This window comes from Microbacterium sp. AK009, from assembly GCF_013410955.1.
In the GTDB taxonomy this organism is placed as follows: Bacteria; Actinomycetota; Actinomycetes; order Actinomycetales; family Microbacteriaceae; genus Microbacterium.
The window spans coordinates 419,397-445,450 of sequence record NZ_JACCCG010000003.1; the positions used below are offsets into that span (position 1 = coordinate 419,397).

Below are 26,054 nucleotides of genomic sequence, written 5' to 3' on the forward strand. Positions count from 1 at the left end.
CCGTCACGAAACCGTAAGGACTCTCCCCTCCGCCGAGGGGCCCCGCTGGCTACCGTGAGAGGACAGACGGAGAAAGCGTCCGCGGGAACGGGTGGATCATGAGGAGAACACGCATCACCGGAGCGGCGGCGCTGCTGATCGCGGGCGGTCTGGCGCTGGCCGGCTGCGCGGGGGTGGAGGATGCGGCCGCGCCGTCGCCGGCCGACACATCCGCCATGGTGGGGGAGAGTTCGCCGAGCCCTGACCCCATGTCGACCGCAGAGGACGAGTCGTCGATGGCGCCGGAGCCCTCGGAGTCGGCAGCCGCGGCGGAGGGGGCCTACCTCGACTACTCCGACGGCGTGATCGAGTCCACTCCCGGGCCGAAGGCGCTGTTCTTCCACGCGTCGTGGTGCCCGCAGTGCCGTGCCCTCGACGAGGACCTGCGCGCGGCGGGTGCTCCCGACGGCCTCACCGTTTTCAAGGTCGACTACGACAGCCGCACCGATCTCCGTCAGAAGTACGGAGTGACGCTGCAGACCACGGTGGTGTTCGTCGACGACGCCGGAGACGCCGTCTCCTCGAGCGTCCTGTACGACGATCCGTCGGTGGACTCGCTCGTCGCCGCCATGCCCTGAGCCATCCGATATGACCGCTTCGCTTCTCGGCGCCCTCGCGGCTGGCATCCTCACGGTGGCCGCACCCTGTGTGCTGCCACTGCTTCCGGTCATCGTCGGCGGATCGATCGTGCGCGGCGGAGACGCCCGGCGTGCCCGCTGGCGACCGTATGTCATCGCGGGGTCGTTGGCCGTCAGCGTCGTGGCCTTCACGTTGGCGCTGAAGGCCACCACCGCACTCCTGGGCATCCCCCCGCAGGTGTGGCAGATCATCTCGGGTGCCATCGTCATCCTTCTCGGCGTCGACCTGCTCTTCCCCGCGATCTGGGATCGGATCTCCACGCTCTTCCGGCTGCAGGCGCGCACGAGCACCGCGCTCGACCGCTCGGTCGAGCGGCAGAGTTTCACCGGTGACATCCTCACCGGCGCCGCGCTCGGCCCCGTCTTCTCCAGTTGCAGCCCCACCTACGCACTGATCGTGGCTGCGGTGCTGCCGGTCTCGTTCGCCGAGGGGGTGACCTACGTCTTCGCGTACGCGCTCGGGCTCGCCGGCACGCTGCTGCTGATCGCGCTCCTCGGGCGCCGCGTCGTGCAGCGGTTGGGATGGATGGCCAAGCCCGACGGCTGGTTCCGCCGCGCGATCGGCGCGGTCTTCGTCCTCGTCGGCATCGCGGTGATCACCGGATTCGACAAGCAGCTGCAGACGTGGATCCTCGACGCGGGCCTCTACGACCCCATCGCCCGGTTCGAGGAGTGGATCGGTGCCGGCTGAGCAGTCGCCGTCCCCCGATGCGACCGACGCTCTGCTCGTCGGTCGCAGTGTGCTGATCGTCGACGACGACCCCACCGTGCGGGAGGTCAGCCGCGCCTACCTCGAGCAGGCGGGGTTCACGGTTCACACCGCCGCAGACGCCTTCTCAGCGCTCGACCGCGCCCGGGCGTTGCGACCAGACCTCCTCGTGCTCGACCGGATGCTCCCCGGCATCGACGGCCTGGAGGTGTGCCGGAGGGTGCGCGCCGAACGCCCCGACGTGCCGGTCATCATGCTCACCGCCCTCAGCGCCGAGAACGATCGCATCGAAGGCCTGGAGGCCGGCGTCGACGACTATCTGGCCAAGCCCTTCTCGCCCCGCGAGCTCACCCTCCGCGTCCGCACGGTCCTCCGGCGGACGCTCGCGGTCGAACGCTCGCCACGCACCTCCGACGAGGCGATCCTCACCCGCGGTCCCCTCCGCATCGACACCGCCGCGCGCACCGTCGTCCGTGGACACGACGACGTGCTCCTGACAGCGCGGGAGTACGACCTGCTGCTCTTCCTCGCCCGGAGACCCGGACGGGTGTTCTCGCGGGAAGACCTGCTCGAAGCGGTCTGGGGGTGGTCGCACGGTGATCCCTCGACGGTGACGGTGCACGTGCGCCGGCTCCGCGAGAAGATCGAATCGGATGCCGCGGAGCCGACGATGCTCGTGACGGTGTGGGGTTTCGGGTATCGGTTCGATGTCCCCGACTCCTCGGCGCCGGAGACGGGGCCGTCCGGCGGCGGGGGAGCGGAGGCGCGATGACGACGTGGGATCTGCTCCTCGTCGTGGCGTACTCGGCCGGGATCGCCGCTGCGGTCGGCCTGCTGGCCTGGGCGCTCCTCCGACTCATCGCCGGCGCGCGGATCATCGTCCATCTGGTCACGGTGGTCGTCGCCGCCGTCGCGGCCGTCGTCGGAGGCGTGCTGGTCGCGGCCCAGGCGATGTATCTGTCCGACACCGATGTACAGCTCGCGCTCGCTATCGCCGTCACGAGCGGAATCGTCGCGATCGGGGTCGCCTTGCTGCTGGGAGCCCGCATCAGCCGAGCGGCCCGGGTGCTCGGCGACGCGGCCCGAGACCTCGGAGCGGGCGTCGCGGTGTCACCGACCGCCGCGTCCACCCTGCCGGTCGGCGAGTTCCGCACCGTTCTGCGCGAACTGGCGGACTCCGACGCGCGACTGCGCCAAGCGCGGGAGGAGGTCGAGCGTCAGGAGACCGCTCGATCGGATCTCGTGGTGCGGATCGCCCACGATCTGCGTGTCCCGCTCGCCGGGATCCGGGCCCAGGCGGAGGCGCTGCAGGACGGACTCGCCCCAGACCCCGACCGCTACCTCGACCAGATCGCCGCACAGGTCGACCGTGTGAACAGGCTCGTCGACGACCTCTTCGCCATCTCCCGCATCGACGCGGGCACCCTTGCGCTCCGTCTTCAGCCGACATCCCTCGGTGACCTGGCCAGCGACGTGGCCGCTGACCTTCGCGCTGTCGCGGACGCCGCGGAGATAGACCTCTCCGTCGAGGTCGATGCCGACGCGACGATCGATGCCGACCCGCTTCAGCTCGGGCGCGCGATCGCCAATCTCGTCGCGAACGCTCTCCAGCACGCTCCTGACGGAGGGCATGTCCGCGTACGGGTCACCGTCGACGACGAGTGGGCGAGGGTGATCGTCGTCGACGACGGTCCGGGGATTCCCGATGCGGACCGGGATCGCCTCTTCGACGCCGGCTGGCGGGGAACGGCGGCGCGGTCGCCGCACGCGCTCGATGTCGGCGGCGGCGCCGGACTGGGTCTGGCCATCGCCCGGGGCGTCGTCCAGGCCCACGGCGGTCACGTGGATCTGGAAGACACCGGGGGTGGCGGCGCCGAGTTCGTCATCGCTCTCCCGGTCGCCGCCCCCCTCAGCGCGGTCAGTGCACCGGCATCCCGCCCGTGACGGCGATCGTCTCGCCGACGACGTAGCTGGACTCCTGAGAAGCGAGGAAGACGAAGGCCGGAGCAAGCTCGACCGGCTGGCCGGCGCGGCCCATCGGGGTCTGCGACCCGAACTCCTCGATCTTCTCGTTCGGCACAAAGGCCGGCTGCAGCGGCGTCCAGATGGGCCCCGGCGCGACGCCGTTCACCCGGATGCCGCGCTCGATCAGCTGCTGCGACAGGGCGCGGGTCCAGTTGGCGATCCCGGCCTTCGACACCGCGTACTCCGCGAGCGAGGGGGAGGGCTGGAAGCCCTGCACGCTCGAGGTCGTGATGATCGAGGCCCCGGGCTCCAGGTGCGGGGAGGCGGCCTTGGTGAGCCAGAAGAGGGGGTAGATGTTGGCCTTCACGACGTGGTCGAGGGTCTTGGTCTCGAAGTCGTCGATGCTGTCGACCGTCGGCATGGTGCCGGCGTTGATCACGAGGATGTCGAGCCCGCCGAGCCCCTCGACGGCCTTCTGGACGACCTCGATGTTCGTCTGCTCCTCCTGCAGGTCGCCCGGCAGGAGCACGGCGACGCGGCCCTCCTTCTCGATGAGTGCGGCCACCTCCTCGGCCTGGGCCTGCTCCTCGGCGAGGTAGCTGAGGGCGACGTCGGCGCCCTCGCGGGCGAAGGCGATCGCGACGGCGCGCCCGATGCCCGAGTCGGCGCCGGTCACGAGAGCCTTCCGGCCGGGCAGACGCCCCAGGCCGACGTAGCTGGTCTCGCCGTGGTCGGGCGCGGGGTCCATCTTGTGGATGTCGCCGGGCGCACTCTGCTGCTGCGGCGGGAAGGGCGGGCGCGGGAACTGGGTCGTGGGGTCTTGAGGGGTGTACATGTTCGCCATGCCCGCCACGCTAGGCGGGAAGACGGATGCGGCGGCCCGGGGTTGCGCCGGCGGCGAGAGCGCGATACGGCGCTACCCTCCGGCGCCGGTCGGCGCAACCCTGCCCCGAAGTGCCGCACCCTTCGTAGCCTGAATGCGTGACCCCGGCATCCCCCTCGCCCAGCGACCTGCGCGATTACGCGCCCATCGGTGACGGACGCACGATCGCGCTCGTGGGCCTGCGGGGGCAGATCGACTGGCTGCCGCTGCCCAACCTCGACTCACCGCCCGTGTTCGCGCGAATCCTCGACGACGCGACAGGCGGGTGCATCGAGCTGGAACCGGTCGGCGAGTACACCGTGCGCCGTCGCTACATCGCCCGCACCAATGTGCTGCAGACGACCTTCACGACGCCGACGGGCCGCGCCCGCATCACCGACGCGATGGTGACCGGAGTGGCGGGGCGTCTGCCGTGGGCCGAACTCGCACGGCGCATCGAGGGCGTCGACGGCGAGGTCGAGTTCCAGTGGGCCGTGCAGCCCGGGTCGCGCTTGCAGACGGCGGCGCCGTGGATCGAACAGCACGAGGGCGCCGCGGTGCTGCGCGTCGGGGGGATCTCGCTGGCCGTGGTCGGCAACGCGCACGGCCCCGACGATCCCGACCCCGACGGGGTCAGCGGTCCGCTCCTGCGCGGCTCGTTCACCACGGCGAGCGATTCGCGCCACCTCATCGTCATCGTCGCCACCGACGGCGAGCCCCTCCACCTCCCCGTGCCCCAGAACGTCGACCGCAGCGTCGACCGCACCATCGACGGCTGGCGCGCGTGGTCGCGCGAGTTCTCGTACGAGGGTCCGTGGCAGGACGCCGTGCAGCGCAGCGCCCTCGCGCTGAAGCTCCTCGTCTACTCGCCGACCGGTGCGATCGCCGCGGCGGCGACGACCTCGCTCCCCGAGAATCCGCGGGGCGGGAAGAACTGGGACTACCGCTTCGCGTGGGTGCGCGACCTCGCCTACACCGCTCACGCCCTCGTGCGCTTCGGCCTGCGGGAGGAGACGCACGCGGCCATCTCGTGGCTGCTGCGCACCATCCGAGACAACGGCCCCGACCTGCATGTCCTCTACTCCCTCCGCGGCGAGATCACGTCGGGCGTCGAGGAGTTCGACGTCGACGGGTGGAAGGGCATCGGCCCCGTCGTCTCGGGCAACCCGGCCCGCGATCAGCTGCAGCTGGGGGTGTACGGAGATCTGTTCGCGATCTGCCGGACCTACGTCGACGCCGGCAACATCCTGGATGTCGCGACGGGGCGCATGCTCGCCGACATGGCCGACCGCACCTGCGATCTGTGGCGGAACCCCGACTCGGGCATGTGGGAGCTTCCGGAGATCCGGCACTACACCTCGTCCAAGATGGGATGCTGGCAGGCGCTCAACGATGCCACCTGGCTCGCCGAACGCGGTTCGATCCCCGGCAACGCCGACCGCTGGCGCGCCGAGCGCGAGCGCATCCGGCAGTGGGTCGCCGAGTTCGGGTGGTCGGACGATGCGGGCAGTTACGTCATGTACCCGGGGTCGGCCGATCTCGACACCTCGGTGCTGCTGCACGCCGAGAGCGGCTTCGACCGGGGCGAGCGGATGTCGGCGACGATCGATGCGCTCACCGCGGCGCTCGGCGCCGGAAACGGTCTGCTCTACCGCTACACCGGGATGGCGGCTGAGGAGCACACGTTCGTCGCCTCGGCGTTCTGGCGCGCGGGAGCCCTGGCCTGCGTCGGCCGCCACGACGAGGCGCTGGCCGCCATGGACGCGCTGGTCGGCGCGGCGAATGATGTGGGGATCTACGCCGAGATGATCTCCGCTGACGATGGGGCGTTCTGGGGCAACCTTCCGCAGGCCCTGAGCCACCTCGCGCTGGTGAGCGCCGCTCTGACCATTCGCCAGCTCGTGTCGGACGACGAGCTCGAGGGGCGCTGACCCGGCGTTCTCGCGTTCAGGCCGCGCGGGAGCGCAGCATCCGGTCGGCCGTCCGCAGCGACAGCGCCATCTGCGCCAGGCACGGATTGGCCGCCAGGGCGCTGGGGTAGGTGGAGTTGTCGCACACCCAGAGATTCGGGATGTCGTGACTGCGGCCGTCGGCGTCGACGACGCCGATCGCGGGGTCGGTGCTCATCCGACACGTGCCGAGGGTGTGCGCCGAGCGGGCGAGCACGCGGATGTCGCGGGCGCCGCTCGCCTCGAGGATGCCGGTGAGGGTGCCTGTCGCGTGTTCGTCGATGGCCTTCTCGTTCGGGCCCGGGCTGAAGGTGACCTCGGCGCGCGGAACGCCGAACTCGTCGAGCTCGTCCGAGAGCACCAGCCGGTTCTGATCGGCGGGGAGGCACTCGGCGTTGATGCCGATCCCGACGGAGAACTGCCACGCATCGAGGGCGTCCATGAGCTCCCGGCCCCACAGGTCGCCGCCGCGCACCAGCATGGTGGCGTGGGTCACGGGCATCACCCCGAGGCTCTGGATGAGGTAGCCGCCGGCGAAGCCGGCGTCGGCGGGGCGCACGAAATCCTCGCTGATGAGGGAAGACGGATACCCGCGGTAGCCGCGGACCTGGGCGTCGACGCGCCCCCACGCCTGCAGCGCGCCGTGCGCGAGGAAGTTGCGTCCCACCATGCCGCTCGAGTTCGCCAAGCCGGTGTGGAGCAGCAGGCGCGGGGTCTCCACCCCTCCGGCGGCGAGGACGAGCGCGGCGCATCGCTGTCGCATCTCGCGGCCGTCGCGGGTGTAGACGACCGCGGCGACCCGGCCCGCGGCGTCGAGCTCGATGCCGTGCACCGTGCTGTCGGGGCGGATCTCCGCGCCGGCGGCCACGGCGGCGGGCAGGTAGGTGTTCGCCGTCGTCGCCTTGGCGTCGCTGCGATCGCCCTGGTGGATGCTGCCGAGGTTGAGGTTCCGCGAGCGGTGGCCGTAGTGCGGCTGATCGTGATCGCGGGTGAGGATCGCCGCGGGGGCGGTGGCGGTGCGGATGCCGCGGGCCTCGCAGCCGAGGGCCACGAGGTCGGCGGGAGCGTTGCGCTCCGTGCCGGGCCAGTGGTAGGTCCGCCCCTCGTCCCACGGGTAGGGGGTCGGGCCGGAGACCCCGACGGTGCGCTCGACCTCTTCGATGTAGCGGGTCAGCTCGTCGTGGTCGATCGGCCAGTCCTCGCCCACGCCGAACTCGGTCCGAAGTGTCAGGTCGCGCGCGTCGGGGCGCGGCGCGAACGCTCCCCAGTGGAGGGTGCCGCCACCGACCCCGCGACCGCTGTTGTTCGGCCCGAACGCGGTGGGGGCCTCGCCCCCGCTGATCCGCTCCGACATCCAGTTCACGCGCCGCCCCTCGACCTCGTCGGGGATCAGCTGGGCGGGATCGAGGCTCGGCCCGGCCTCCAGGGCCACGACCCTCAGGCCGGCGGCGGCCAGGCGGGCGAGGAGCGGGCCGCCCCCGGCACCGGTGCCCACGACGACGACGTCGACGATCTCGTCCGTGGGGTAGGTGCGCATGTCGGTGAGATTCATCGGTCGTCTTCCGTAGCGAGGGTGCCGAGCGTGTCGGGTTCCCAGGCGGCGCGGCGGTCGGCGCGGAGCTCGGAGAAGCCGGGGTCGGAGGCGGTGATCGCGGTGATGAAGCCGTCGAAGCCCAGCCGGGCGGAGGTCGCGGGATGCGACACCCACGCCTGTGCGAGGTCGACGCGGAGGTCTTCGAACCATCGCCGGGTGGTGTCGTCGTCCCACGGCGAGCCGGCGAAACCCTTTCCGGCGATGAGGTCGGAGATGAGGTGGTCCTGGCTCGTCGTGTCACTGGGCCAGACATCGGCGAGGGCGTCGAGCCCGAGTCGGTAGGCCTCGGCGTCGCAGGGGAGGCCGGGTGGGCGCCAGCCGTCGCCCCGGTCTGCGGCCAGTTCGCGGTCGACGACGCGGGCGAGGTCGAACCGGTCGTCGAGGTCTCGCGGCATCAGTCGTCCGGCGATCGCATCCAAGAGCGCCAGCTGCTCCTGCGTGAGAGCGAGCGGCGCGGCGCCGGGGTCGTCGGCGAGATGACGGCGGGAGAGGAAGCCGCGCGTTTCGGCATCGGTCCGGTCGGAGGCGATGATCCGGCCCCAGCTGTCGGGCACCCGGGTGGAACCGAGGACGACCGCGTTCCACAACGCTTCGATGGCCTCGGCGACCGCGGACGGGCTCTCCCACAGCAGCAGGTGGCCGGTGCCGGGCAGCGCCGTGATCGTCGCGCGCGGGAGGATGGCGGCCACGAGGTCGGGCTGCGCGTCGGCGCCGAGGTCGTCGTCCTCCTCGCCGGCGAGGACGACCGTGGGAACGGCGGCGATGTCCAGGTCGGCGCTGATGTCTTCGCGGCTGCCCGCTTCGAGCCACCGCCGCCAGGCGCGCGGCGACATGGCCCGCACCTGCGAGATCGCGGCCGCCTCGTCGGCGGCCGGCAACGGCGCGGCGACGTTGGCGGCGACGAACGCGCGCGCGTCCTCCTCGGAGATCGGCCCGTCGGCGACCCACGACAGCATCTGCTCTCGCTTCTCGGCGGCCATCGGCTCGGGGGTGGCCGGAGACGGCGCGAGAAGCACCAGCCCCGCGAGCCCGAAGAGGGGCGCATCCCCGCGGAGGACCCGATCGGCGACGGCGGCGGCGACCTTTCCCCCCATGCTGTGGCCGCACAGGATCCAGGGCCCACCGGTCGCCGTCTGGGCGATCGCCGCGATGACGCCGTCGGCGAGAGCGGAGACGCCGGCGTCCGCGGCATCCGGACTGCCACCGTGACCCGGCAGGTCGATGCCGACCACCGTGAGAGCGGGGGAGAGATGCGTGGCGAGGGGGGCGGCGGCCTCGGCCGAGAGTCCGAGCCCCGGCAGCACGTAGACCGTGCCTTCGGATCTCACGGGGTCATCATCCCGCCGTTGACATTCAGCGTCGCACCCGAGACGTAGCTGGATTCCGCGGAGGCGAGGAATACGTACGCGGGCGCCAGCTCGGCCGGCTGACCGGCGCGCTGATAGGTGTTCTCGTCGTCGAACGCCGCCATCTGCTCGTCCGAGACGCCGTCCGAGACCTGGAGCGCCGTCCAGACCGGGCCGGGCGCGACCACGTTCACGCGGATGCCGCGCTCGGCGAGCTGCTGCGCGAGACCCTTCGAGAGGTTGTTGATCGCCGCCTTCGTCGCGGCGTAGTCGAGGCGGTCAGGTGCCGGCTTGTACGCCTCGAGGGAGGCGGTGTTGATGATGCTGGAGCCTGCGGGAAGGTGGGCGAGCGCGGCCTTCGTCAGCCAGAACGGCGCGAAGACGTTCGTGCGGAAGGTCAGCTCGAACTGCTCGTCGCTCAGGTCTTCGACCCGGTCGACGGCGATCTGCCGCCCGGCGTTGTTCACCAGGATGTCCAGACCCCCGAGCACCGAGACCGCCTCGTCGATGATCGCGCGGCAGCGGGCGGCGTCGGCGATGTCGGCGACGATCGCGTGACCCCGCGCCCCGGCATCCGCGATCTGCTGCAGGATGTGCGCGGCATCCTCCGTCTCGTCGGGGAGATGCACGATCGCGACGTCGGCTCCCTCGCGGGCGAACGCGATCGCGACGGCGCCGCCGATCCCCGAGTCGCCGCCGGTGACCAGCGCCTTCCGGCCGGTGAGGCGTCCCGTGCCGCGGTAGGTCTCCTCACCGAGGTCGGGGACCGGCTGCATCCGGGCCTGCACCCCCGGCTCGGGCTGGTGCTGAACCGGCGGCTCGACGCGCGCATAGCGCTTCACCGGGTCATCGAACGTGTACTGGTCCCGAGTGCTCATGCGGTCACGATAGGTGTCCGACCTCGTGGATAGCCGGGGTTGCGCTCGTGGGACATTTGCGTCAGCGGAAGGAATCGGGTCCGCCCCAGCCGCCGACCCACGCCTCGATCCGGGGATCGTCGCCGACGGCGGACACGCCGGATGCGACGACGGATGCCGCGCGGAAGGCGGCTTCGGTGCCCCACCGCTCAGCGCGTCTCGTCGCGCGACGTGACCGCAGCACTCCGAGATGCGTGCCGGCGTCGTCCGCGAGGTGAACGGTCCCGACGTCTCCCGTGGCCAGCCGATCGACGAGATCGACCAGCTGGGCGGGATCGGTGACGACGACGGGCCGGTCGAGGCGGAGGGTGACCCGAGCGTCGGGGAGGGGCCCTGACGACACCCGGGGGTCGGGGAAGGGAATCTCGACCCCGTCGTCCAGAACCACCTGTGCCCGGGGGAAGGCGGCCAGTACCGAATCGACGGTGAGGAAGAGCGCCGCCGGAGAAAACGAACCCGGCACCTGCACGACGAGGTCGGGTGCCGTCGGCAGCAGCCCGCGCGGTGCGGAACCTCGGACGGGGATGTCGCGGGCCAGACGCATCGACTGCGCATTGGCTCGCTGAATGCTCGAGCCCTCGCGTCCTGACCACTCCGGCCCGTCGTGCCAGGCGACGGCGTCCGGCTCATGGGCGAAGACGGCGCCCGCCTGCCAGGCGCGATGGGCGAACTCCCAATCCTCCCCGCCGTACGCGGTGAACCTCTCGTCGAAGCCGCCGATCTCGTCGTACAGTCGCCGCGAGCAGGCCATCACCGCGCCGATGACGAAGCGGTACGACCGGTCGTCGGCGTCGAGCAGGTTGCGGCACTGCGCGTACGCGTCGCGAAGCCACGCGGGCTCGGGCAGTTCTCGCCCGGCAGTCGCCGCGGGGAGGGGGGCATCGGCAGCGATCCCGGCGAAGTCGGCGTGCCGCCGCCTGCCCACCGTCACGGCCTCGGGAAGAAGCGCCGGCAGCCGGGTCAGCCGGCGGACGTAGGCGGGCTCGGGCGCCGTGTCGGCGTCGAGGAAGCAGAGCACCTCGCCCGTGCCGGCCCGCACGCCGAGGTTCCGCGCGGCGGCGAGGCGGAACCCGCGGTCGTCCTGACGCACGAGCCGGACACCGGAGGGAACGGCGATCTCTCCGGGGCTGCCGTCATCGGCGACGATGACCTCCATGAGGTCGGCGGGGTAGTCCTGCAGGGCGAGCGCGTGGAGGGTGCGAGCGAGCTCGGCGGGTTGATCGAAATGCGCGACGATCACCGACACCCGGGGGATCGGCTCGGGTGAGACCCCGTCGAGAGCGTCCCAGGCGTTCCCGACGACCCAGGGTTCGCGGGGCGTCATCCCAGCTCCCGCCACCAGGACAGGTACGCGTCGGCGACCTCGGTAAGGGAGAACGGCACTCGGTGCAGGCCATGCCAGGTCGACGCCGGGTCGCCGGCCGCACGACGCACGGCGGTCGCGAGGTCTGCGGGGTCGGTGACGTGCAGCGTGCCCGGGCGAAGCCGCGCCATCTCATCGACATAGCGGTTCCGCTCGGCGACGGGACGCCGTCCCCAGCCGACCCACGTGGCGAGCGATCCCGAGGCTGAGACGTGGCGATGAGCCACCACGGGCACCGAGACGGTGCGGCCGCGTCGGGCGAGATCGGCGTCGTCGAGCCACCCCGTGACCTCGACGGCGACGCCGAGGGCCTCCGCGCGGCGGACGAAGGCTTCCAGGTCGGCGGCGTGACCGTCGGATGCCCGGCCGAGCACCGTCATCCGTGTCAGGCCCGCCTGCGCCGCCGCCTGGGCGGCCTCATCGTGGCCTTTGCCCGGGTAGAAGAAGCCGAGCACCCCCGCGGTGTTGTCGAGTGGTTCAGGGTCATCGAGTCGTCCGGGCCCGGTGCCCGCCGCGATGTCGACGGGGAGGGGGATGCTGACGACCGACCTCGGGCGGATGTCCGACGCGCCCAGCAGCGCGAGCTCGTGCTCGCTGTTGACCGCGACGGCGCGGGCGGCGCTCGCGACGGCGGCGTACGCGGCCCTCCGGCGCGGGAGGTTGCGAGGTCCATCCGATGGCTGGGGCATGTCGTGCAGCGTGACGGTCACGGGCCGGCGCGCGGCGAGTGCGGTGAACCGTGCGGCTGCGGACTCGGGCGAGTCGGCCCACAGGCGGTCGGTGAACTGGACGTGGACGGGGGAGCCCGCCGGCAGTGCGGGCTCGTCGGACACGTCGATCGTCTGGACTCCGGGCTGCCGCGCCGCGACCGCGGCGCCGAGCTGCCGGCCGTACACCGCGACGCCGTGCGTTCCCGCGTGCACGGCGACGACCGGCGCGGCGTTCATGGGCGACGCCACCGGGCGAGGAGGGGGGCGAGGCGGGTGAGCGCCGCGTCGACGAAGGCCGGCCGGGCGGCGTACCAGCGGCGGTGCGCCTCGCGCACCTCGGCGTCGTCGACCGGGCGGCCCTCCACCAGCCACTCGGAGCGCGGCTCGTCCGGCAGCGACCAGGCTGTCACGACATCGGGGGTGAGGGGGCTCCGTACCGACGCGAGGAGCGGGCGCCCCGGGTCGTGCACCGGCCCCGGGAGGCCGAGGGCCTCGAGCACGCGTTCCCCGAGTGGCAGCCAGATCGCGTTGCCGGGGTGGTTCACGGTCCGGGCGTGCTCCGCGGTGAGCGTGTCGTACATGTCGGAGACGGGCACGTCGATGCGCTGCTCGCGGGCGCGGAGCTCATCGAGCGAGTCTCGCGCGACAGCGCGCACGCCGTCGGGTGCGAGCGCCGCGTGCGTGGTGATCCCGCCCGCCTCGGCGAGGGTGCGCATGTCGTGGTAGGCCACGATCGGCGGGTCTTCGTCCACGCCCGGCACCCGGATCGCGGCCTGAAAGGGCTGAAGCCCGGCGAAGCGGACAGACGGCACGGTCAGCACGACGCCCGACGTCGCCTGCGCGAGCTGACCGGTGCCGAGCGGGAGGCCGCGGTAGTCCGCGCGGATCGGCTGAGTCACGACGTAGGCCGCACCCGCGACGATCTCGTGGAGCCTCGTCGCCTCGTCGGCGGTCATCTCGTGTACCGGGGGCACGCGGAGGAAGCGCCGATCCGGAGCATCCAGCACGATCCGCAACGACTCGGCCTGACAATTGCCGACGACGACCCCGAACCGATCGGGCACGGGGGACAGACCGAAGAACTCGGCGTAGTGCTGCCGACGCGTTATCACCGAAGGGTCTCCCGGCGCAACCGCGGAAGGCACATTCGAGGCACCGTTCATGATGTGAACGTAGCTTGTCGAGGACGTCGTCCCTCCCTCGCCCGTATCCATTGCGACGTCTGCGCGGATCTGGTAACGCGGAGCGCTCGACGGGCGGAGGGAGAGAAGACATACGCACCGTCATCGGCCTCGTCCGCATCGCCTCGATTCCCGCCGCACATCCCTACGTGGAAGCGATCACCGACCGCCGTTTCGTGGACGTCCTTCCCGATCCGCCTGTGCCCGGCGCTCCCGACGGTCAGTGGTGGCCGCCCGTCGCTCTCACGGCGGGGTGGCTGAGGCGGAACGCCGACCGGGTCGACGCGCTGCACGTGCACTTCGGACTCGAGTCGTTCTCACCCGCAGAACTCGGGTCGGCGCTCGCGACCGCTCGTGACCTCGACCTTCCGGTCGTCTACACCGTCCACGACCTGGAGAATCCGCAGCTCATCGATCAGACCGGGTACGGCGAGCTGCTCGATGTCATCGTCCCGGGCGCGGACCACCTCATCACCCTCACGGCCGGTGCCGGCGCCGAGGTCCTCCGCCGGTGGGGTCGCACGTGCGAGATCATCCCCCACCCCCTGCTGGCTGAGCACGCAGGAGGCGCCGCCGCGCCCGCAGCGCAAGGAGAGACGGTGCGCGTCGGGATGCACCTGCGCGACCTCCGGCCGAACATAAACGCCACTGCTGCCGTGCGCGCCGCGGCGGCGGCCGCGGAGTCGCTCGGGGGCGGCGAGGCGCCGGTGGTCATCGAGATCCTCATGAACGAGCGGGTGCGCGACGCCGACCTCGCCGCGCGTGTGGACGCGCTCGCCGCGCCGCACCCCGCCGTGCACCTGCGACGCACGGCTCGCATGACCGATGCCGACATCGAGGCATGGCTCTCGGGGCTCGACCTGTTCGTCCTGCCCTATCGTCACGGCACGCACTCGGGGTGGGTGGAGCTCTGCTTCGACCTCGGGGTGCCCGTCGCGGGCACCGCGGTGGGTCAGATCGCGTCGCAGCACCCCTCGTCCTTCTTCGCCATCGACCTCGACGAGCCCGCGTCTCTCGCCGCGGCGATCCGCCGTTGTCGGGTCGTCCGACAGGCGGCCGACGAACCGGCCGCGCGCGACGCCCGGCGCCGGGCGCGCCGTCGCGAACGCGACGAGGTCCGCGCCGCACACCTCGCGCTGTATCGACGCGTCATCGACGAGAGGGCGCAGGGTCGCCTGGCCGCGGGGGCGCGGCGATGAGCGGGGTGGAGCGCCTGCGGGTCCTGGTCGTCGCGCCCGAACGGCACGCACTCCGCCAGCCGCACGCCGGCGGTCTGGAGGCGGTGGTCTGGAACCGCGTGCGGTGGCTGCGGCGTCAGGGACACACGGTGTTCCTGTGCGCGGCCGATGGCTCCGACTTCCTCGGGGCGCACCCCGAGCTGCGGCTTCCCCGTCCGCGCTGGGATCGACCGGAGGACGCCTCCGACTCGCTGAGTCCCCGTGGACACGAGCGGCGGATGGGTGAGGCGTTCGACCGGGTGCGGCAGCTGCTCGATACCGGGATGCTGCCCGTCGACGTCGTCGACAACCACAGCCTCCACGGCGACCCGATCCTGTGGTCCCGCGACCTCGGGCTGCCGGTGGTGACGACGCTGCACACCCCTCCGCTGCCCGGGATGGTCGAGGCCTCGCGCCGCCTCTCGGGCCGAGAGCCCCACCGCTTCCTCGCCGTGAGCCAGTTCACGGCCCGGGCCTGGTCGGAGGCGGGCGTCGACTCGTTCGTCTTCCCCAACGGCGTGGACGCCGATCAGTGGCGTCTCGGCCCGGGCGGGACGGACTGGGCGTGGTTCGGGCGGATCGTTCCTGAGAAGGCGCCGCACCTGGCCATCCGCGCCGCGCGTCGGGCCGGGGCGCGCCTGCGGATCGCGGGCCGGATCGGCGACGTCACCTACTTCGCCAGCGAGATCGAACCTCTCCTCGGCGGCGGGATCGAGTTCCTCGGCCCGACGAGCCTCCCCGGGCTGAGCGCAGTGATCGGCGCATCGGCGGTGGCGATCGTCACCCCGGTGTGGGACGAACCGTTCGGTCTCGTCGCCGCCGAGGCGCTGATGACCGGTACGCCGGTCGCCGCCTTCGACGCGGGCGGCATCGGCGAGGTGATCGCCGGTATGCCCGCCGCGGCCGTCGTGCCGACCGGCGACGTCAGCGCGCTCGCGCGCGCCGCCGCGGGGCTTGCCGGGCTCTCACGCTGGGGTCTTCCTCGCGGTCGGATCAGGGATGCCGCGGTGGCGCGCTACTCGCTGGAGCAGCGTCACCGCGAGATCGAGCGGGTGCTGTCGGTCGCCGCCTCGGGGTGGGGGGTTTCCGCGCTCGTCTCGGCGGACGTCGTGCCCTCGGCGGTCGGGGCATGATCGGCTGGTACGTCCATCACCACGGATGGGGGCACGCCACCCGCCTCCGGGCGATCCTCCCGCACCTCGGCGACGAGGTCACCGTCTTCTCCTCCCTGCCCGAGCCCGCCGGCCTCTCCGCCGGCGTGCGGTGGGTGACCCTCCCCGCGGATGCGGATGACATCGTCGGCGCGGACGGTGTGCTGCGTTCTGCGCGACACTTCGGCGACGAGACCGCGCGCGGCGCGCTGCACTGGGCACCGATCGCGCACCCCGGGCACCGCAGACGGCTCGCGGTCATCGCCGACTGGGCCGCCGCGATCGAGGTGTCGGCCTTCGTCATCGACGTGAGCGCGGAAGTGGCGACGTTCGTGCGCCTGCTCGGGATCCCGACGGTGGTCGTCGCGCAGCCGGGGCGTCGGACGGATCGCCCGCACCGGATGGCGTACGAGATGGCCGACCGCATCCTCGCGCCGTGGGCGGCCGGCACCATCCCGGCCGAGGGCCTCGCGGGTTTCGACGATCGCGTCCGACGTGTCGGCGGGGTGTCGCGGTACGACGGGTGTGACGTGGGCGGCGCGGCGGGGCAGCGGGTGCTGTTCCTGGGGCGGACCCTCCCGGAATCCGTGCTGCGACGCGCGGCGACCCTGCTCGGCGACGCCGGGTGGACGGTCGAGACGGCAGGGACCGGCGACGATGATCGCGTCGACGACGTGTGGCCCATGATCGCCCGGGCGGGCGTCGTCGTCAGCGCGGCCGGGCAGAACAGCGTCGCGGATCTCGCCGCGGCGAATGCGCGGGCGGTCGTCGTGCCGCAGGAGCGGCCCTTCGACGAGCAGGGCGAGACCGGGCGCGTGCTGGCCGCCGGCGGATGGGCGGAGGTCGCTCCCGCGTCGGCCGATGCCGACGAGATCGCGGCGCTCGTCGAGCGCGCCGCGCTGAGGGCGCCTGACTGGCGCGGCTGGCAGGTGCGGGGAGCCGCGGCGCGTGCGGCGGCCGTCATCGCCGAGGTGCGGGTGTGACGCGGCGCGTCGCGGTCGTCACCGCGTGGTCGCGGAACCGTGAGGACCACCTCCGCCGTCAGCGTGCATTCCTCGCGGGCGTTCGCGCCCCGGGTGCCGAGGTGGTCCGTGTCGAGGTGGGACTGGACGCCGAGGCGGCTCCCGCGTCGCGCGGCATCCTCGGCGCGCACGTTCCGCCGGGGCGTCACGGAGTCCGGGTCGGGGCGGCGCGGAACGAGGGCGCCCGCATCGCCCTTGCCGAGGGTGTCGACGCGATGGTCTTCCTCGACGTCGACTGTCTGCCGGGGTCGACGCTGCTCACCCGGTACCTCGAGGCCCTGCGTCGTCATCCGTCCGACCTCTCCTGCGGGCCGGTCACCTATCTCGCCAGTGCGCAGCGCCCGGAGCGCCTCGCCGAGCTCGATGCGATGACGCGCCCGCATCCCGCGCGACCGAACCCGGCGCCGGGCGACACCGGCTCCGCGGCGCCCGACGAGTACGACCTCTTCTGGTCGCTCTCGTTCGCCGTCACCGCCGCCACCTGGCGCCGACTCGACGGCTTCGACGAGGTCTACGAGGGGTACGGCGCGGAGGACACCGATTTCGCTCGGCGCGCGCGGGCTGCAGAGGTGGGCCTGCAGTGGGTCGGCGGGGCGCACGCCTACCACCAGTGGCATCCGGCGGGCACGCCGCCGTGGCGTCACCTCGATGACATCCTGCGAAACGGCGCGCGATTCGCCCGCACGTGGGGGGAGTGGCCGATGCGGGGCTGGATCGACGCCTTCGTCGCCGCCGGCGCGGTCGAACCGCACGGCGACGGGTTCCGCCGCGTCGCCGCCTGACCGCTCAGCGTCGGTGGCAGGTCACCAGATGGTGCCGCCCCCGATCGAGATGCCGCCCCACGTGAGCAGCACGAAGATCGCCGCGAACACCACGGGGGCGATGCCCTTGCCGCTGCGGGCGAGGCCCTTGAGCAGGGCGATCACCACCAGAACCGCGGCGACCAGCGACAGACCTCCCCCGAGGATCAGCCCGATGAAGAGGGGGATCGGCATGAGGACGAGGCCGGCGAGCCCGACCCAGAAGGCGGCCCAGGCAGTGGGGTTGCGGGTGCGTGCGGCGGCGTTCGACATGACTCGATACTGTCAGAGCGAGGCCGCCGATGCGCCGGTGGCCGTGACCCGAGGGGGAACGGTGAGCGAAGAGCCGTGGCTGCCGCCGGATTTCGTGCACCCGGGGTCGGTGCCGCTCGTCGACGGGGTGCACCTCCGTCCGATCCGCGCGAGCGACGTCGACATCGACATGGTCACCGTCATGGCCAACCGCGACATGCTCTGGCAGATGTACGGCGAGGCGTGGGGGTGGCCGCCGGCGTCGATGACGCATGAGGAGGACGAGGAGGACCTCGCCCATCACGCCGCCGACATGGAATCGCACACGTCGTTCAACTACGCCGTCCTGACCGACGACGAGGCGCGGCTGCTCGGGTGCGTCTACATCGATCCGCTCCCCGACAGGCCTGATGGGGCTGCCGCGGAGGTGTCGTGGTGGATCGCCCAGGATGCCCCCGACGCGTGGCGCGATGCGCTGGACGCCTTCGTTCCCCGGTGGATCGCGGAGGCGTGGCCGTTCGCCCACGTGAGCACCCCGTTCCAGCTGCCGCGTCCCTAACTCCTGCACTTCGGGGCCGATCCGGCCCCGTTCGGCTCTACCAGGGGCTTTCCGCAGATTCTGCAGGAGTTCGGGACGGCGGGCTGGCCGCGTCAGACGTCAGAGGACCATCGCCGCTAGCGTGTCACCGACGACTCCTCGCAGGTGTCGCGGATGGGGGCGGCGTGGCACTTCAGGCAGAGGCGACGCCGGAAGGCGTGTACACCGTCGGCGACTATCTGCTCGATCGGCTCGCGGGCGCCGGTGTGCGGCACCTCTTCGGCGTTCCGGGGGATTTCACCCTGGCCTTCCTCGACCACGTGCAGGCCCACCCCGACATCGAGTGGGTCGGCTGCGCGAACGAACTGGGCGCAGGCTACGCCGCCGACGGCTACGCCCGACTTCACGGACTGGGGGCGCTGTGCACGACCTTCGGGGTGGGGGAACTGTCGGCGATCGCCGCACTCGCGGGCAGCCGCGCCGAGCACGTGCCGGTCGTCCACATCGTCGGTGCCCCGACGACCGCCACGCGGGCGGCTGGTCGGGCCACGCACCACACCCTGGGTGACGGCGACTTCGGACACTTCGCCCGAATGACCGCGGAGGTCGCCGCGGCACACGCGACCGTCACCGCCGGGGGGTACGCCGACGAGATCGACAGCGTCGTGATGGAGGCCCGCGACCGTCGCCTTCCCGGCTACCTCGTGCTCCCCGCCGATGTCGCCGCCGCACCCGCCACCCCGCCCTCCGCGCCGCTCCCCGAGCATCCCGGGGTCACTGACGCAGGCGTCGCGGCCGACTTCCGCGCGCGCTTGGTCGAAGGGATGACGTACGCGTCGAGCGTGACGCTGCTCGCCGACATCCTCGTCTCGCGTCTCGGTGCCGAGGACCACCTGCATCGCGTTACGACCCTCGGCGTGCCCCACGCGACGCTGCTCTGGGGGCGCCGCGTGGTCGACGAGTCGGCGCCCGGGTACCTCGGTTCGTACCTGGGTGCGTCGAGCGACGAGCACGTGCGGGTCGCGGTGGAAGATGCCGATCTGCTCGTCATGGCCGGCGTGCAGTTCACCGATCTGACCAGCGGCTTCTTCTCGCAGCGCATCGATCCGGCCCGGGCGATCGAGATCGGCGGCGAGGCGGTGTCGTGGGATGGGCGCATCTTCACGCCCCTGACAATGACCGACGCGCTGGACATCGTCGCCGAGGTCCTCGCCGGAACCGGCGCCGGTGATCGTGCGAGCGCGACGGATGCTGCGCCCACGCGCGCGACCCTGACGACCTCCAGTGATTGTGAGCCCGGTGTGGACACCCCGCTCGGGCAGGAGGCACTCTGGCGCGAGGTCGCTGACTTCCTCAGGCCCGGCGACATCGTCTTCGCCGATCAGGGCACATCGTTCTACGGCATGGCCGATCACCGCCTGCCCGGCGGTGTCACCTTCGTCGGGCAGCCCCTGTGGGCCTCGATCGGCTACACCCTGCCGGCGGTGCTCGGCGCGGCGCTCGCCGTCCCCGATCGGCGGCCGGTGCTCCTCATCGGCGACGGCGCCGCCCAGATGACCGTGGGCGAACTGGGTACGCTCCTGCGCCGCGGTGTGCCCGCCGTGGTGGTCATCGTCGACAACGCCGGGTACACCGTCGAGCGGGTCATCCACGGCGCGAACGAGGCCTACAACGACATCGGCACGTGGGACTGGGTGAAGTTGATGAGGGCGATGGATGCCAGGGGGTCGGCCCGCGGCATCCGTGTCGACACCGCCGCGGGATTGCACGCCGCGCTCTCCGAGGCGCGCGAGTCCACGTCTCTGACGCTCATCCAGGCCGTCGTCCCGCCGCAGGACGTGCCGCCGGTCTTGCGGACGATCGCCGCCGCCGCGGCGGCCGCGAACCGGCCGAAGGGCTGACCCTACGACGCCCGCGCCGCCGCCACCGAGAGCCGCTCGAGGGCGGCGATCGCGTCGCGGGTGACCTGTGCGGGGTCGCCCTCGACCGACACCGCGGCGCCAAGCTCATCGGCCTGGAGGGGCTCGAGCGTCTGCAGCTGCGACTCCAGGAGCGCCGACGGCATGAAGTGCCCGGCCCGATGGCGCAGCCGCTCGGCCACCCGGCCACGGGTGCCGGTGAGATGGATGAAGGCGATGTCGGGCCGCTCGGCTCTCAGGGCGTCGCGATACGCGCGCTTGAGCGCCGAGCAGGCGATGACGGTGGCCGGCTGGTCGACGTCGGCGAGTCGCGCGGCCACGCGCGCGAGCCAGGGCCAACGGTCGTCGTCGGTGAGCGGCTCGCCGCGCGCCATCTTCTCTCGGGCGTCGTCGGAGTGCAGGTCGTCCGCGTCGACGAAGGGTGCCCCCAGAGCGGCCGCCAGCGCGATGCCCACCGTCGTCTTGCCGGCGCCGGAGACGCCCATCACGATGACGGGGGAGTGCAGAGCAGAACTCACCAGTCGTGCACCGTCCCATCCAGCAGTCGGTTGTAGGGCAGGTACGCCCGCTCGTAAGGGTACTTGCCCGCCTCATCGACATCGAGTTCGACCCCCAGCCCGGGCTGGTCGCCCGGGTGAAGGTACCCATCGGTCCAGGTGAACGACTGCTGGAAGACCTTGTCGGTCTTCGCGCCGTGGGTCATGTACTCCTGGATCCCGAAGTTGTGGATCGCGAGCCCCAGGTGCATCGCCGCGGCCATGCCCACCGGCGAGATGTCGGTGGGGCCATGCATGCCCGACTTGATCTGGTACATCGCGGCGTAGTCGAGGGTCTTCTTCAGCGGTGTGATCCCGCCCATGTGCGTGACGGCGCCGCGGACGTAGTCGATGAGCTGGTCGCGGATGATGTCCTTGAAGTCCCAGATCGTGTTGAAGATCTCGCCGATCGCGAGCGGGGTGGTGGTGTGCTGGCGCACCAGGCGCAGAGCCTCCTGGTTCTCCGCCGGTGTGCAGTCCTCGAGCCAGAACAGGTCGTAGGGCTCGAGGTCCTTGCCCAGGCGCGCCGCCTGGATCGGCGTCAACCGGTGGTGACCGTCGTGAAGGAGCGGGATGTCGGGCCCGAATTCGTTCCGGACCGCCTCGAACACGCCGGGGAGGTGATTCAGATAAGCGCGCGTGTCCCAGTCCTCCTCGACCGGCTTCGCGCCGCGTCGGGCCGGCTCGTGGTCATAGCGCACGGTCGCATCGCCCACGTCGGCGCCCTGCGCGGCGATGCCGTAGATCGCTTTCAGAGTCGGGACGCCCGTCTGCACGCGGATCGCCTTGTACCCCTGCTCCTGGTGCGCGCGAATCGAGTCGAACAGCTCGGGCAGCTCCTTGCCCGACGCGTGTCCGTACGCCATCAGCCCGTTGCGGCTCGCTCCTCCCAGCAGCTGATACACCGGCATCCCGGCCGCCTTGCCCTTGATATCCCACAGGGCCATATCGACCGCCGCGATGGCCGCCATCGTGACGGGGCCCCGGCGCCAGTACGCCGACCGGTAGAGGAACTGCCAGGTGTCTTCGATCTTCGAGGCGTCGGCGCCGATGAGGAGCGGCACCACATGCTCGCTGAGGTAGGTGACCACGGCCAGTTCCCGACCATTCACCGTCGCGTCACCGAGGCCCGTGAGGCCGTCGTCGGTGATGAGCTTGAGCGTCACGAAGTTGCGGTCGGGGCTGGTGACGATGACGTCGGCCTTGTCGATGAGCACGGGTCGTCCTTCCGGTTCTGGGGAGGGGAGTGGCATGCTATGGAAACGCGGGCCGCACGTAGCGTCAACAAATTGCCAATCGTTGCCATCCTCTGCGAGCCACCGCTGCACCCCGGCAGAAGGACCGTGAGCACCCGTGCGCATCACCGCGAAAGACGTCGCCGAGCGCGCGGGCGTCGCCGCCTCGACGGTGTCGCGGGCGCTGAACTCACCGGGACGCATCAACGAGCAGACGCGGCAACGCATCCTGGAGGCAGCACGCGAGCTCGGCTATCCGGTGGCACCGCGCACGATCGAGCGGAAGGGTCTGGTCGGGCTGCTCGTCCCCGACATCACCAACCCGTTCTACTTCGACATCATCCGGTCGACCCAGGAGCAGCTTCGGACCGCCGGCTTCATGCAACTGCTCATCGACACCGGTGAGTCCGGCCGAACCGAGGCCGAGATCCTCCAGCAGATCTCGCAGGTCGTCGACGGCGTCATCCTCTCCGCGACCCGCTTGGATGCGGCGGCGCTGGCGAAAGCCGCTGACGCCCTCCCGCTCACCGTGATCAACCGGCAGCAGGAGGAGATCCCGGGGGTGCTGATCGACATCCGCACCGGCCTCACGCAGGCGGTCGACCATCTGAAGGCTCTGGGTCACCGCACCATCGCCTTCATCTCGGGGCCGCCCGGATCGTGGCAGAACCGATGGCGCGGGAAGGAGTTCGAGGAGCAGGTTCTCGCCCAGGGCCTCACCCCCGTCCTGGTCGGCCCGTACGCCCCCACCCGGACGGGGGGAGTGGCAGCGGCCGACGCCCTGCTCGTGACCGAGGCGACGGCGTGTGTGGCCTTCAACGACCTGCTCGCGATCGGCGTCCTCCAGCGACTGCGCCAGCGCGGCATCCGCGTGCCCGATGACGTGAGCGTCGTCGGCTGCGACGACATCTTCGGGGCCGATTTCAGTGCGCCACCGTTGACCACGATCGCCGGAGACACCGAGCAGGCCGGTCGACTGGCCGCCAGTCGACTCATCGCGACGCTGAACGGTGAGCCGCCGCGAGGGGGGACGACCCTCATCCCCACGCACCTGCTCGTACGCGAGTCGACCGGACCGGTGCGCACGCACACCTCGCTTCGCTGAGCCCGACCGATGAGCCTGCGGGACCTTCGTCTCACCACTGCCCAGGGATCGCACGACGATGGTGTCGGATCGGAGGTCGGCGAATGACGGGAATCGAGCCGGCGGAAACTCGTCACACTCACGCTGTCGCCGTCGTACGGCGACCATCGGGGGTCGGACTGTGGATCGTTCGCGTCACCGCGACGCATGTCGTGACTTATCTCGCGGTGGGCCTCATCGCGGCGCTCGCGATCGACTATGAGAGCGTCTTCGCTCAACCGGTCATCCGCGACTACATGAGGGAGTTCGGGTCGGTGGCGTCGTTCGTCGGGCCGCTCGTGCAGGTCGCGCGAGGCGTCGTGTTCGCCCTCGTCCTGCTCCCCTTCCGCTCGGTGATCGGCGCGCGGTGGGGGTGGCTTCGCCTGTGGCTCCTTCTCGTCGGAGTCGGCATCATCTCGACGCCGGCGGCCGCGCCCTCATCGATCGAGGGTGTCGTGTACAGCACCCTTCCGCTCTGGTATCACGTGCTCGGTCTTCCCGAGGTGCTGGTCCAGCTGCTGCTCTTCAGCGTCGTGGTCGCGTGGTTCGCCCGCCATCCCGGTCCCGTCGTCGAAGAGCTCCCGGCGCGGGCCGAGAGGGTCCTTCGCGCCGTGGTGGTGGCTTGCCTCTCGTTCGTCGGCTATGCGGTCGCGTCGGTGCTGTTCGCCGTGGCGGTGTCGGCCCCGATCTCGGCGGAGGGTAGTCTCACCTGGTCGGTGCAGGGGCTGTTCATCGCGCCGGTGCTCGCCAACGGTGTCATCGCGTTCGTGGCGGCCGGCTCTCGCGCACGGCCGCTGCGGGTGGGGCTGATCGCCGGTGCTTCCGCTTTCGCGGCAGGCGTCGCCACGATCGCCGTTTACCAGGCCCTGGTCTTCGGGTGGGCGAGCCTCGGCTACGTGATCCTCGCCCCCGTCCTTCCCGCCGCGATCGTCGGCGCGATGGTGCGGCCCGCGGGCTCCGCTCGCCCCGGCGCAGGCCGTCCTCTCAGCGGCTGAGGGTGGCGAAACGTCTGATGGACAGCGGCACGAACACGACGAGCATCACGACCGCGAACCCGAGGACGTAGATCGCGGGATGCTGCAGAGGCCACGCATCCGCCACGGGCGCCCCCGCCGGCACATTGCCGAAGAGGACACGCGCAGCCTGCACGAGCGCCGACACCGGATTCCATTCGGCGAACACCCGCAGCGGGCCGGGGAGGTTCTCGCTCGGAACGAAGGCGTTGGAGATGAACGTGAGCGGGAAGAGGATCAGGAACGACGCGTTGTTGATCACCTCTGGACTGCGCACCACCAGCCCGAGGAACGCCATCACCCACGAGAAGGCGTAGGAGAACAGCATCAGCAGCCCGACGCCCGCAAGGAAGCTCGGCACCGACGACTCCACGCGCCAGCCCACGACGAACCCCGTGCCCATCATGACCACGAGGGACAACACGTTGATGACCAGGTCGCCGACCGTGCGGCCGACCAGCACCGCCGACCCGTTCATCGGCAGCGTGCGGAACCGGTCGATGATGCCGTCCTTGAGGTCCTGCGCCATCGCCGAGCCGGAGTAGGTCGACCCGAACACGATCGTCTGCGCGAAGATCCCCGCCATGAGGAACGAGGTGTAGTTCTCGCCCGGCACCGCGATCGACGAACCGAAGACGAAGGTGAACAGCAGCACGAACATGATCGGCTGGATGAGGGTGAAGACCAGGATGTCGGGGACGCGGACGATCTTCTTGATGTTCCGCCAGGTCGCGACGTAGCCGTCGGACAGGAAGCGGCTGAAGGGTGTGCCCGGCTCAGCCTGCAGAGTGGTGGAGAGGGCGGCGGTCGACCCGCCGCTCGCGCGCGCCGTCGTGCTCATGCCGCAGCCTCCTCATCGGTGGTGCTCTCGGCGGAATGGCCTGTGAGCTGCAGGAAGACGTCGTCGAGGGTCGGTCGACGCATGCCGGCGTCGTGAAGCTCGATTCCCGCCGCCGCCACGTCGGCCATGACCCCGCTGAGGGCTGCCGATCCGTCGGCCACCGGCGCGACGAGCGTGCGCTCGCCGTCGGCCACGACGGCCCCGGTGCCCCGGCGCCGGAGGATCTCGGTGACCGCGTCGGCGTCGCGTCCATCGACGAGGGTGACCGCCACGCGCTGGCCGCCGACCGAGGCCTTCAGCTCATCGGCGGTGCCCTCGGCGATCACCTTTCCGGTGTCGATGATCGAGATCGAATCAGCCAGGCGGTCGGCCTCCTCGAGGTACTGGGTCGTCAGCAGGAGGGTCGTACCGCCCGCGACGAGAGACTCGATGACATCCCAGAGCGCCAGTCTGCTCCGCGGATCCAGCCCGGTCGTCGGCTCGTCGAGGAACAGCACGGGAGGATTGATGACCAGCGCGCCCGCCAGGTCGATCCGCCGTCTCATGCCGCCCGAGAACCCCTTGACCGGGCGGTTCTGCGCGTCGACGAGGTCGAATAGCTCGATCAGCTCACGAGCGCGCTGCGTCGCGCGGCGCCTCCCGAGGTGGTAGAGCAGGCCCACCATCAGCAGATTCTCGAACCCCGTGAGGTTCTCATCCACCGCGGCGTACTGCCCGCTCGCGCCGCTCATCCGGCGGATCGCCTGAGGGTCGGCCAGAACGTCGACGCCGTTGATGCTCGCCTGACCGGAGTCAGGGCGGATCAGGGTCGTGAGCACTTTCACAGTGGTGGTCTTGCCCGCGCCGTTCGGGCCGAGGAGGGCGGTGACCGTCCCCTCCGGCACCTGCAGGGTCAGGCCGTCGAGTGCGCGGACCTCGGGCGCGCCCTTGGGCCGGTACGTCTTGACGAGGTCTCGGGCCTCGATGAATGCCATGGCCGGATGGTACTCCTCGCGTGTGACATCCCGTCACCCTGAAACATGACGCCGTGCGACGCCGTATGACGCACCCTTGCGAACCGTGACGACACACGTTGCGACCCGCCGCGGGCGGCCCGTTTACTGACTGCCCACAGGCCACGTCCGCAGCATCCAG

General features: G+C 71.4%; 25 protein-coding genes. 13 read left to right on the forward strand and 12 right to left on the reverse strand.

The window, feature by feature from the left end; genetic code table 11:
• Window positions 1-98 precede the first annotated feature (98 nt).
• The 4 genes from HDC37_RS08575 to HDC37_RS08590 are packed head-to-tail and all read left to right on the forward strand — an operon-like array spanning window position 99 to window position 3,330.
• A complete protein-coding gene (locus HDC37_RS08575; RefSeq protein WP_179559977.1) occupies window positions 99-617 on the forward strand; it encodes a thioredoxin family protein in 519 nt (172 codons plus the stop codon).
• A gap of 10 nt (window positions 618-627) precedes the next feature.
• Window positions 628-1,368, forward strand: a complete 741-nt coding sequence (locus tag HDC37_RS08580; protein ID WP_179559978.1) for a cytochrome c biogenesis CcdA family protein — start codon at window positions 628-630, stop codon at window positions 1,366-1,368.
• The gene (locus HDC37_RS08585) at window positions 1,358-2,158 is read left to right on the forward strand and encodes a response regulator transcription factor (protein ID WP_308472147.1); all 801 of its coding nucleotides are present in this window, start codon (window positions 1,358-1,360) and stop codon (window positions 2,156-2,158) included. Before HDC37_RS08580 ends, HDC37_RS08585 begins: the two co-directional genes overlap by 11 nt.
• On the forward strand, window positions 2,155-3,330 hold the full coding sequence (locus HDC37_RS08590) for a sensor histidine kinase KdpD (RefSeq protein WP_179559979.1): 1,176 nt from the start codon (window positions 2,155-2,157) through the stop codon (window positions 3,328-3,330). The genes HDC37_RS08585 and HDC37_RS08590 overlap by 4 nt, the downstream gene beginning before the upstream one ends.
• Here the strand turns inward: HDC37_RS08590 and HDC37_RS08595 are convergent.
• Window positions 3,305-4,195, reverse strand: coding sequence for an SDR family oxidoreductase (locus HDC37_RS08595; protein ID WP_306457552.1), 891 nt, complete (start codon window positions 4,193-4,195; stop codon window positions 3,305-3,307). The two genes, HDC37_RS08590 and HDC37_RS08595, sit on opposite strands and share 26 nt — an antisense overlap.
• A 137-nt stretch (window positions 4,196-4,332) precedes the next feature.
• Between HDC37_RS08595 and HDC37_RS08600 the strand changes: the two genes are divergently transcribed.
• Entirely contained in the window at window positions 4,333-6,144 is a 1,812-nt protein-coding gene (locus HDC37_RS08600) for a glycoside hydrolase family 15 protein (protein ID WP_179559980.1), read from the forward strand.
• A 16-nt stretch (window positions 6,145-6,160) separates the two neighbouring features.
• On the opposite strand, the gene HDC37_RS08605 is transcribed toward HDC37_RS08600, so the two are convergent.
• The 6 genes from HDC37_RS08605 to HDC37_RS08630 form a co-directional block, all read right to left on the reverse strand.
• Window positions 6,161-7,714: a GMC oxidoreductase gene (locus HDC37_RS08605; RefSeq protein WP_179559981.1), complete on the reverse strand. Its 1,554-nt coding sequence runs from the start codon at window positions 7,712-7,714 to the stop codon at window positions 6,161-6,163.
• The gene (locus HDC37_RS08610) at window positions 7,711-9,084 is read right to left on the reverse strand and encodes an alpha/beta fold hydrolase (protein WP_179559982.1); all 1,374 of its coding nucleotides are present in this window, start codon (window positions 9,082-9,084) and stop codon (window positions 7,711-7,713) included. The genes HDC37_RS08605 and HDC37_RS08610 overlap by 4 nt, the downstream gene beginning before the upstream one ends.
• Window positions 9,081-9,980, reverse strand: coding sequence for an SDR family oxidoreductase (locus HDC37_RS08615; protein ID WP_179559983.1), 900 nt, complete (start codon window positions 9,978-9,980; stop codon window positions 9,081-9,083). The genes HDC37_RS08610 and HDC37_RS08615 overlap by 4 nt, the downstream gene beginning before the upstream one ends.
• Window positions 9,981-10,041: 61 nt before the next feature.
• Window positions 10,042-11,343 carry a glycosyltransferase family 2 protein gene (locus HDC37_RS08620; RefSeq protein ID WP_179559984.1) on the reverse strand — a complete coding sequence of 434 codons (1,302 nt, stop codon included), beginning with the start codon at window positions 11,341-11,343 and terminating at the stop codon, window positions 10,042-10,044.
• Window positions 11,340-12,329 carry a hypothetical protein gene (locus tag HDC37_RS08625; RefSeq protein WP_218869496.1) on the reverse strand — a complete coding sequence of 330 codons (990 nt, stop codon included), beginning with the start codon at window positions 12,327-12,329 and terminating at the stop codon, window positions 11,340-11,342. Before HDC37_RS08625 ends, HDC37_RS08620 begins: the two co-directional genes overlap by 4 nt.
• Entirely contained in the window at window positions 12,326-13,204 is an 879-nt protein-coding gene (locus HDC37_RS08630) for a WcbI family polysaccharide biosynthesis putative acetyltransferase (protein ID WP_308472148.1), read from the reverse strand. The genes HDC37_RS08625 and HDC37_RS08630 overlap by 4 nt, the downstream gene beginning before the upstream one ends.
• A 218-nt stretch (window positions 13,205-13,422) precedes the next feature.
• Here HDC37_RS08630 and HDC37_RS08635 point away from each other — a divergent pair, with 218 nt between their 5' ends.
• The 4 genes from HDC37_RS08635 to HDC37_RS17530 are packed head-to-tail and all read left to right on the forward strand — an operon-like array spanning window position 13,423 to window position 17,445.
• A complete protein-coding gene (locus tag HDC37_RS08635) occupies window positions 13,423-14,472 on the forward strand; it encodes a glycosyltransferase (protein WP_179559987.1) in 1,050 nt (349 codons plus the stop codon).
• Complete coding sequence (locus tag HDC37_RS08640) at window positions 14,469-15,623, forward strand: glycosyltransferase (protein ID WP_179559988.1); 1,155 nt, start codon at window positions 14,469-14,471, stop codon at window positions 15,621-15,623. The genes HDC37_RS08635 and HDC37_RS08640 overlap by 4 nt, the downstream gene beginning before the upstream one ends.
• Window positions 15,620-16,624 carry a glycosyltransferase gene (locus HDC37_RS08645; protein WP_179559989.1) on the forward strand — a complete coding sequence of 335 codons (1,005 nt, stop codon included), beginning with the start codon at window positions 15,620-15,622 and terminating at the stop codon, window positions 16,622-16,624. Before HDC37_RS08640 ends, HDC37_RS08645 begins: the two co-directional genes overlap by 4 nt.
• On the forward strand, window positions 16,621-17,445 hold the full coding sequence (locus HDC37_RS17530) for a glycosyltransferase family 2 protein (protein ID WP_179559990.1): 825 nt from the start codon (window positions 16,621-16,623) through the stop codon (window positions 17,443-17,445). The genes HDC37_RS08645 and HDC37_RS17530 overlap by 4 nt, the downstream gene beginning before the upstream one ends.
• Window positions 17,446-17,466: 21 nt before the next feature.
• Here HDC37_RS17530 and HDC37_RS08655 read toward each other — a convergent pair whose 3' ends face one another.
• Window positions 17,467-17,736: a hypothetical protein gene (locus tag HDC37_RS08655; protein ID WP_124292477.1), complete on the reverse strand. Its 270-nt coding sequence runs from the start codon at window positions 17,734-17,736 to the stop codon at window positions 17,467-17,469.
• Between the two features lie 61 nt (window positions 17,737-17,797).
• On the opposite strand from HDC37_RS08655, the gene HDC37_RS08660 reads away from it, so the two are divergent.
• Both HDC37_RS08660 and HDC37_RS08665 read left to right on the forward strand, forming a co-directional pair.
• Complete coding sequence (locus HDC37_RS08660; RefSeq protein WP_218869498.1) at window positions 17,798-18,274, forward strand: GNAT family N-acetyltransferase; 477 nt, start codon at window positions 17,798-17,800, stop codon at window positions 18,272-18,274.
• A gap of 164 nt (window positions 18,275-18,438) precedes the next feature.
• Window positions 18,439-20,154 (forward strand): alpha-keto acid decarboxylase family protein, encoded by a 1,716-nt coding sequence (locus HDC37_RS08665; protein ID WP_179559992.1) that lies wholly within the window; start codon window positions 18,439-18,441, stop codon window positions 20,152-20,154.
• 2 nt (window positions 20,155-20,156) lie between these two features.
• Here HDC37_RS08665 and HDC37_RS08670 read toward each other — a convergent pair whose 3' ends face one another.
• Complete coding sequence (locus HDC37_RS08670) at window positions 20,157-20,690, reverse strand: gluconokinase (RefSeq protein WP_308472149.1); 534 nt, start codon at window positions 20,688-20,690, stop codon at window positions 20,157-20,159.
• Window positions 20,687-21,925, reverse strand: coding sequence for a D-mannonate dehydratase ManD (gene manD, locus HDC37_RS08675; RefSeq protein ID WP_179559993.1), 1,239 nt, complete (start codon window positions 21,923-21,925; stop codon window positions 20,687-20,689). The genes HDC37_RS08670 and manD overlap by 4 nt, the downstream gene beginning before the upstream one ends.
• Window positions 21,926-22,061: 136 nt before the next feature.
• On the opposite strand from manD, the gene HDC37_RS08680 reads away from it, so the two are divergent.
• Both HDC37_RS08680 and HDC37_RS08685 read left to right on the forward strand, forming a co-directional pair.
• Window positions 22,062-23,048: a LacI family DNA-binding transcriptional regulator gene (locus HDC37_RS08680; RefSeq protein ID WP_179559994.1), complete on the forward strand. Its 987-nt coding sequence runs from the start codon at window positions 22,062-22,064 to the stop codon at window positions 23,046-23,048.
• 191 nt (window positions 23,049-23,239) lie between these two features.
• Entirely contained in the window at window positions 23,240-24,061 is an 822-nt protein-coding gene (locus HDC37_RS08685) for a hypothetical protein (RefSeq protein ID WP_218869502.1), read from the forward strand.
• Here HDC37_RS08685 and HDC37_RS08690 read toward each other — a convergent pair.
• A complete protein-coding gene (locus HDC37_RS08690; RefSeq protein WP_179559996.1) occupies window positions 24,051-24,920 on the reverse strand; it encodes an ABC transporter permease in 870 nt (289 codons plus the stop codon). The two genes, HDC37_RS08685 and HDC37_RS08690, sit on opposite strands and share 11 nt — an antisense overlap.
• On the reverse strand, window positions 24,917-25,894 hold the full coding sequence (locus HDC37_RS08695) for an ATP-binding cassette domain-containing protein (RefSeq protein ID WP_179559997.1): 978 nt from the start codon (window positions 25,892-25,894) through the stop codon (window positions 24,917-24,919). The genes HDC37_RS08690 and HDC37_RS08695 overlap by 4 nt, the downstream gene beginning before the upstream one ends.
• Window positions 25,895-26,054 lie beyond the last annotated feature (160 nt).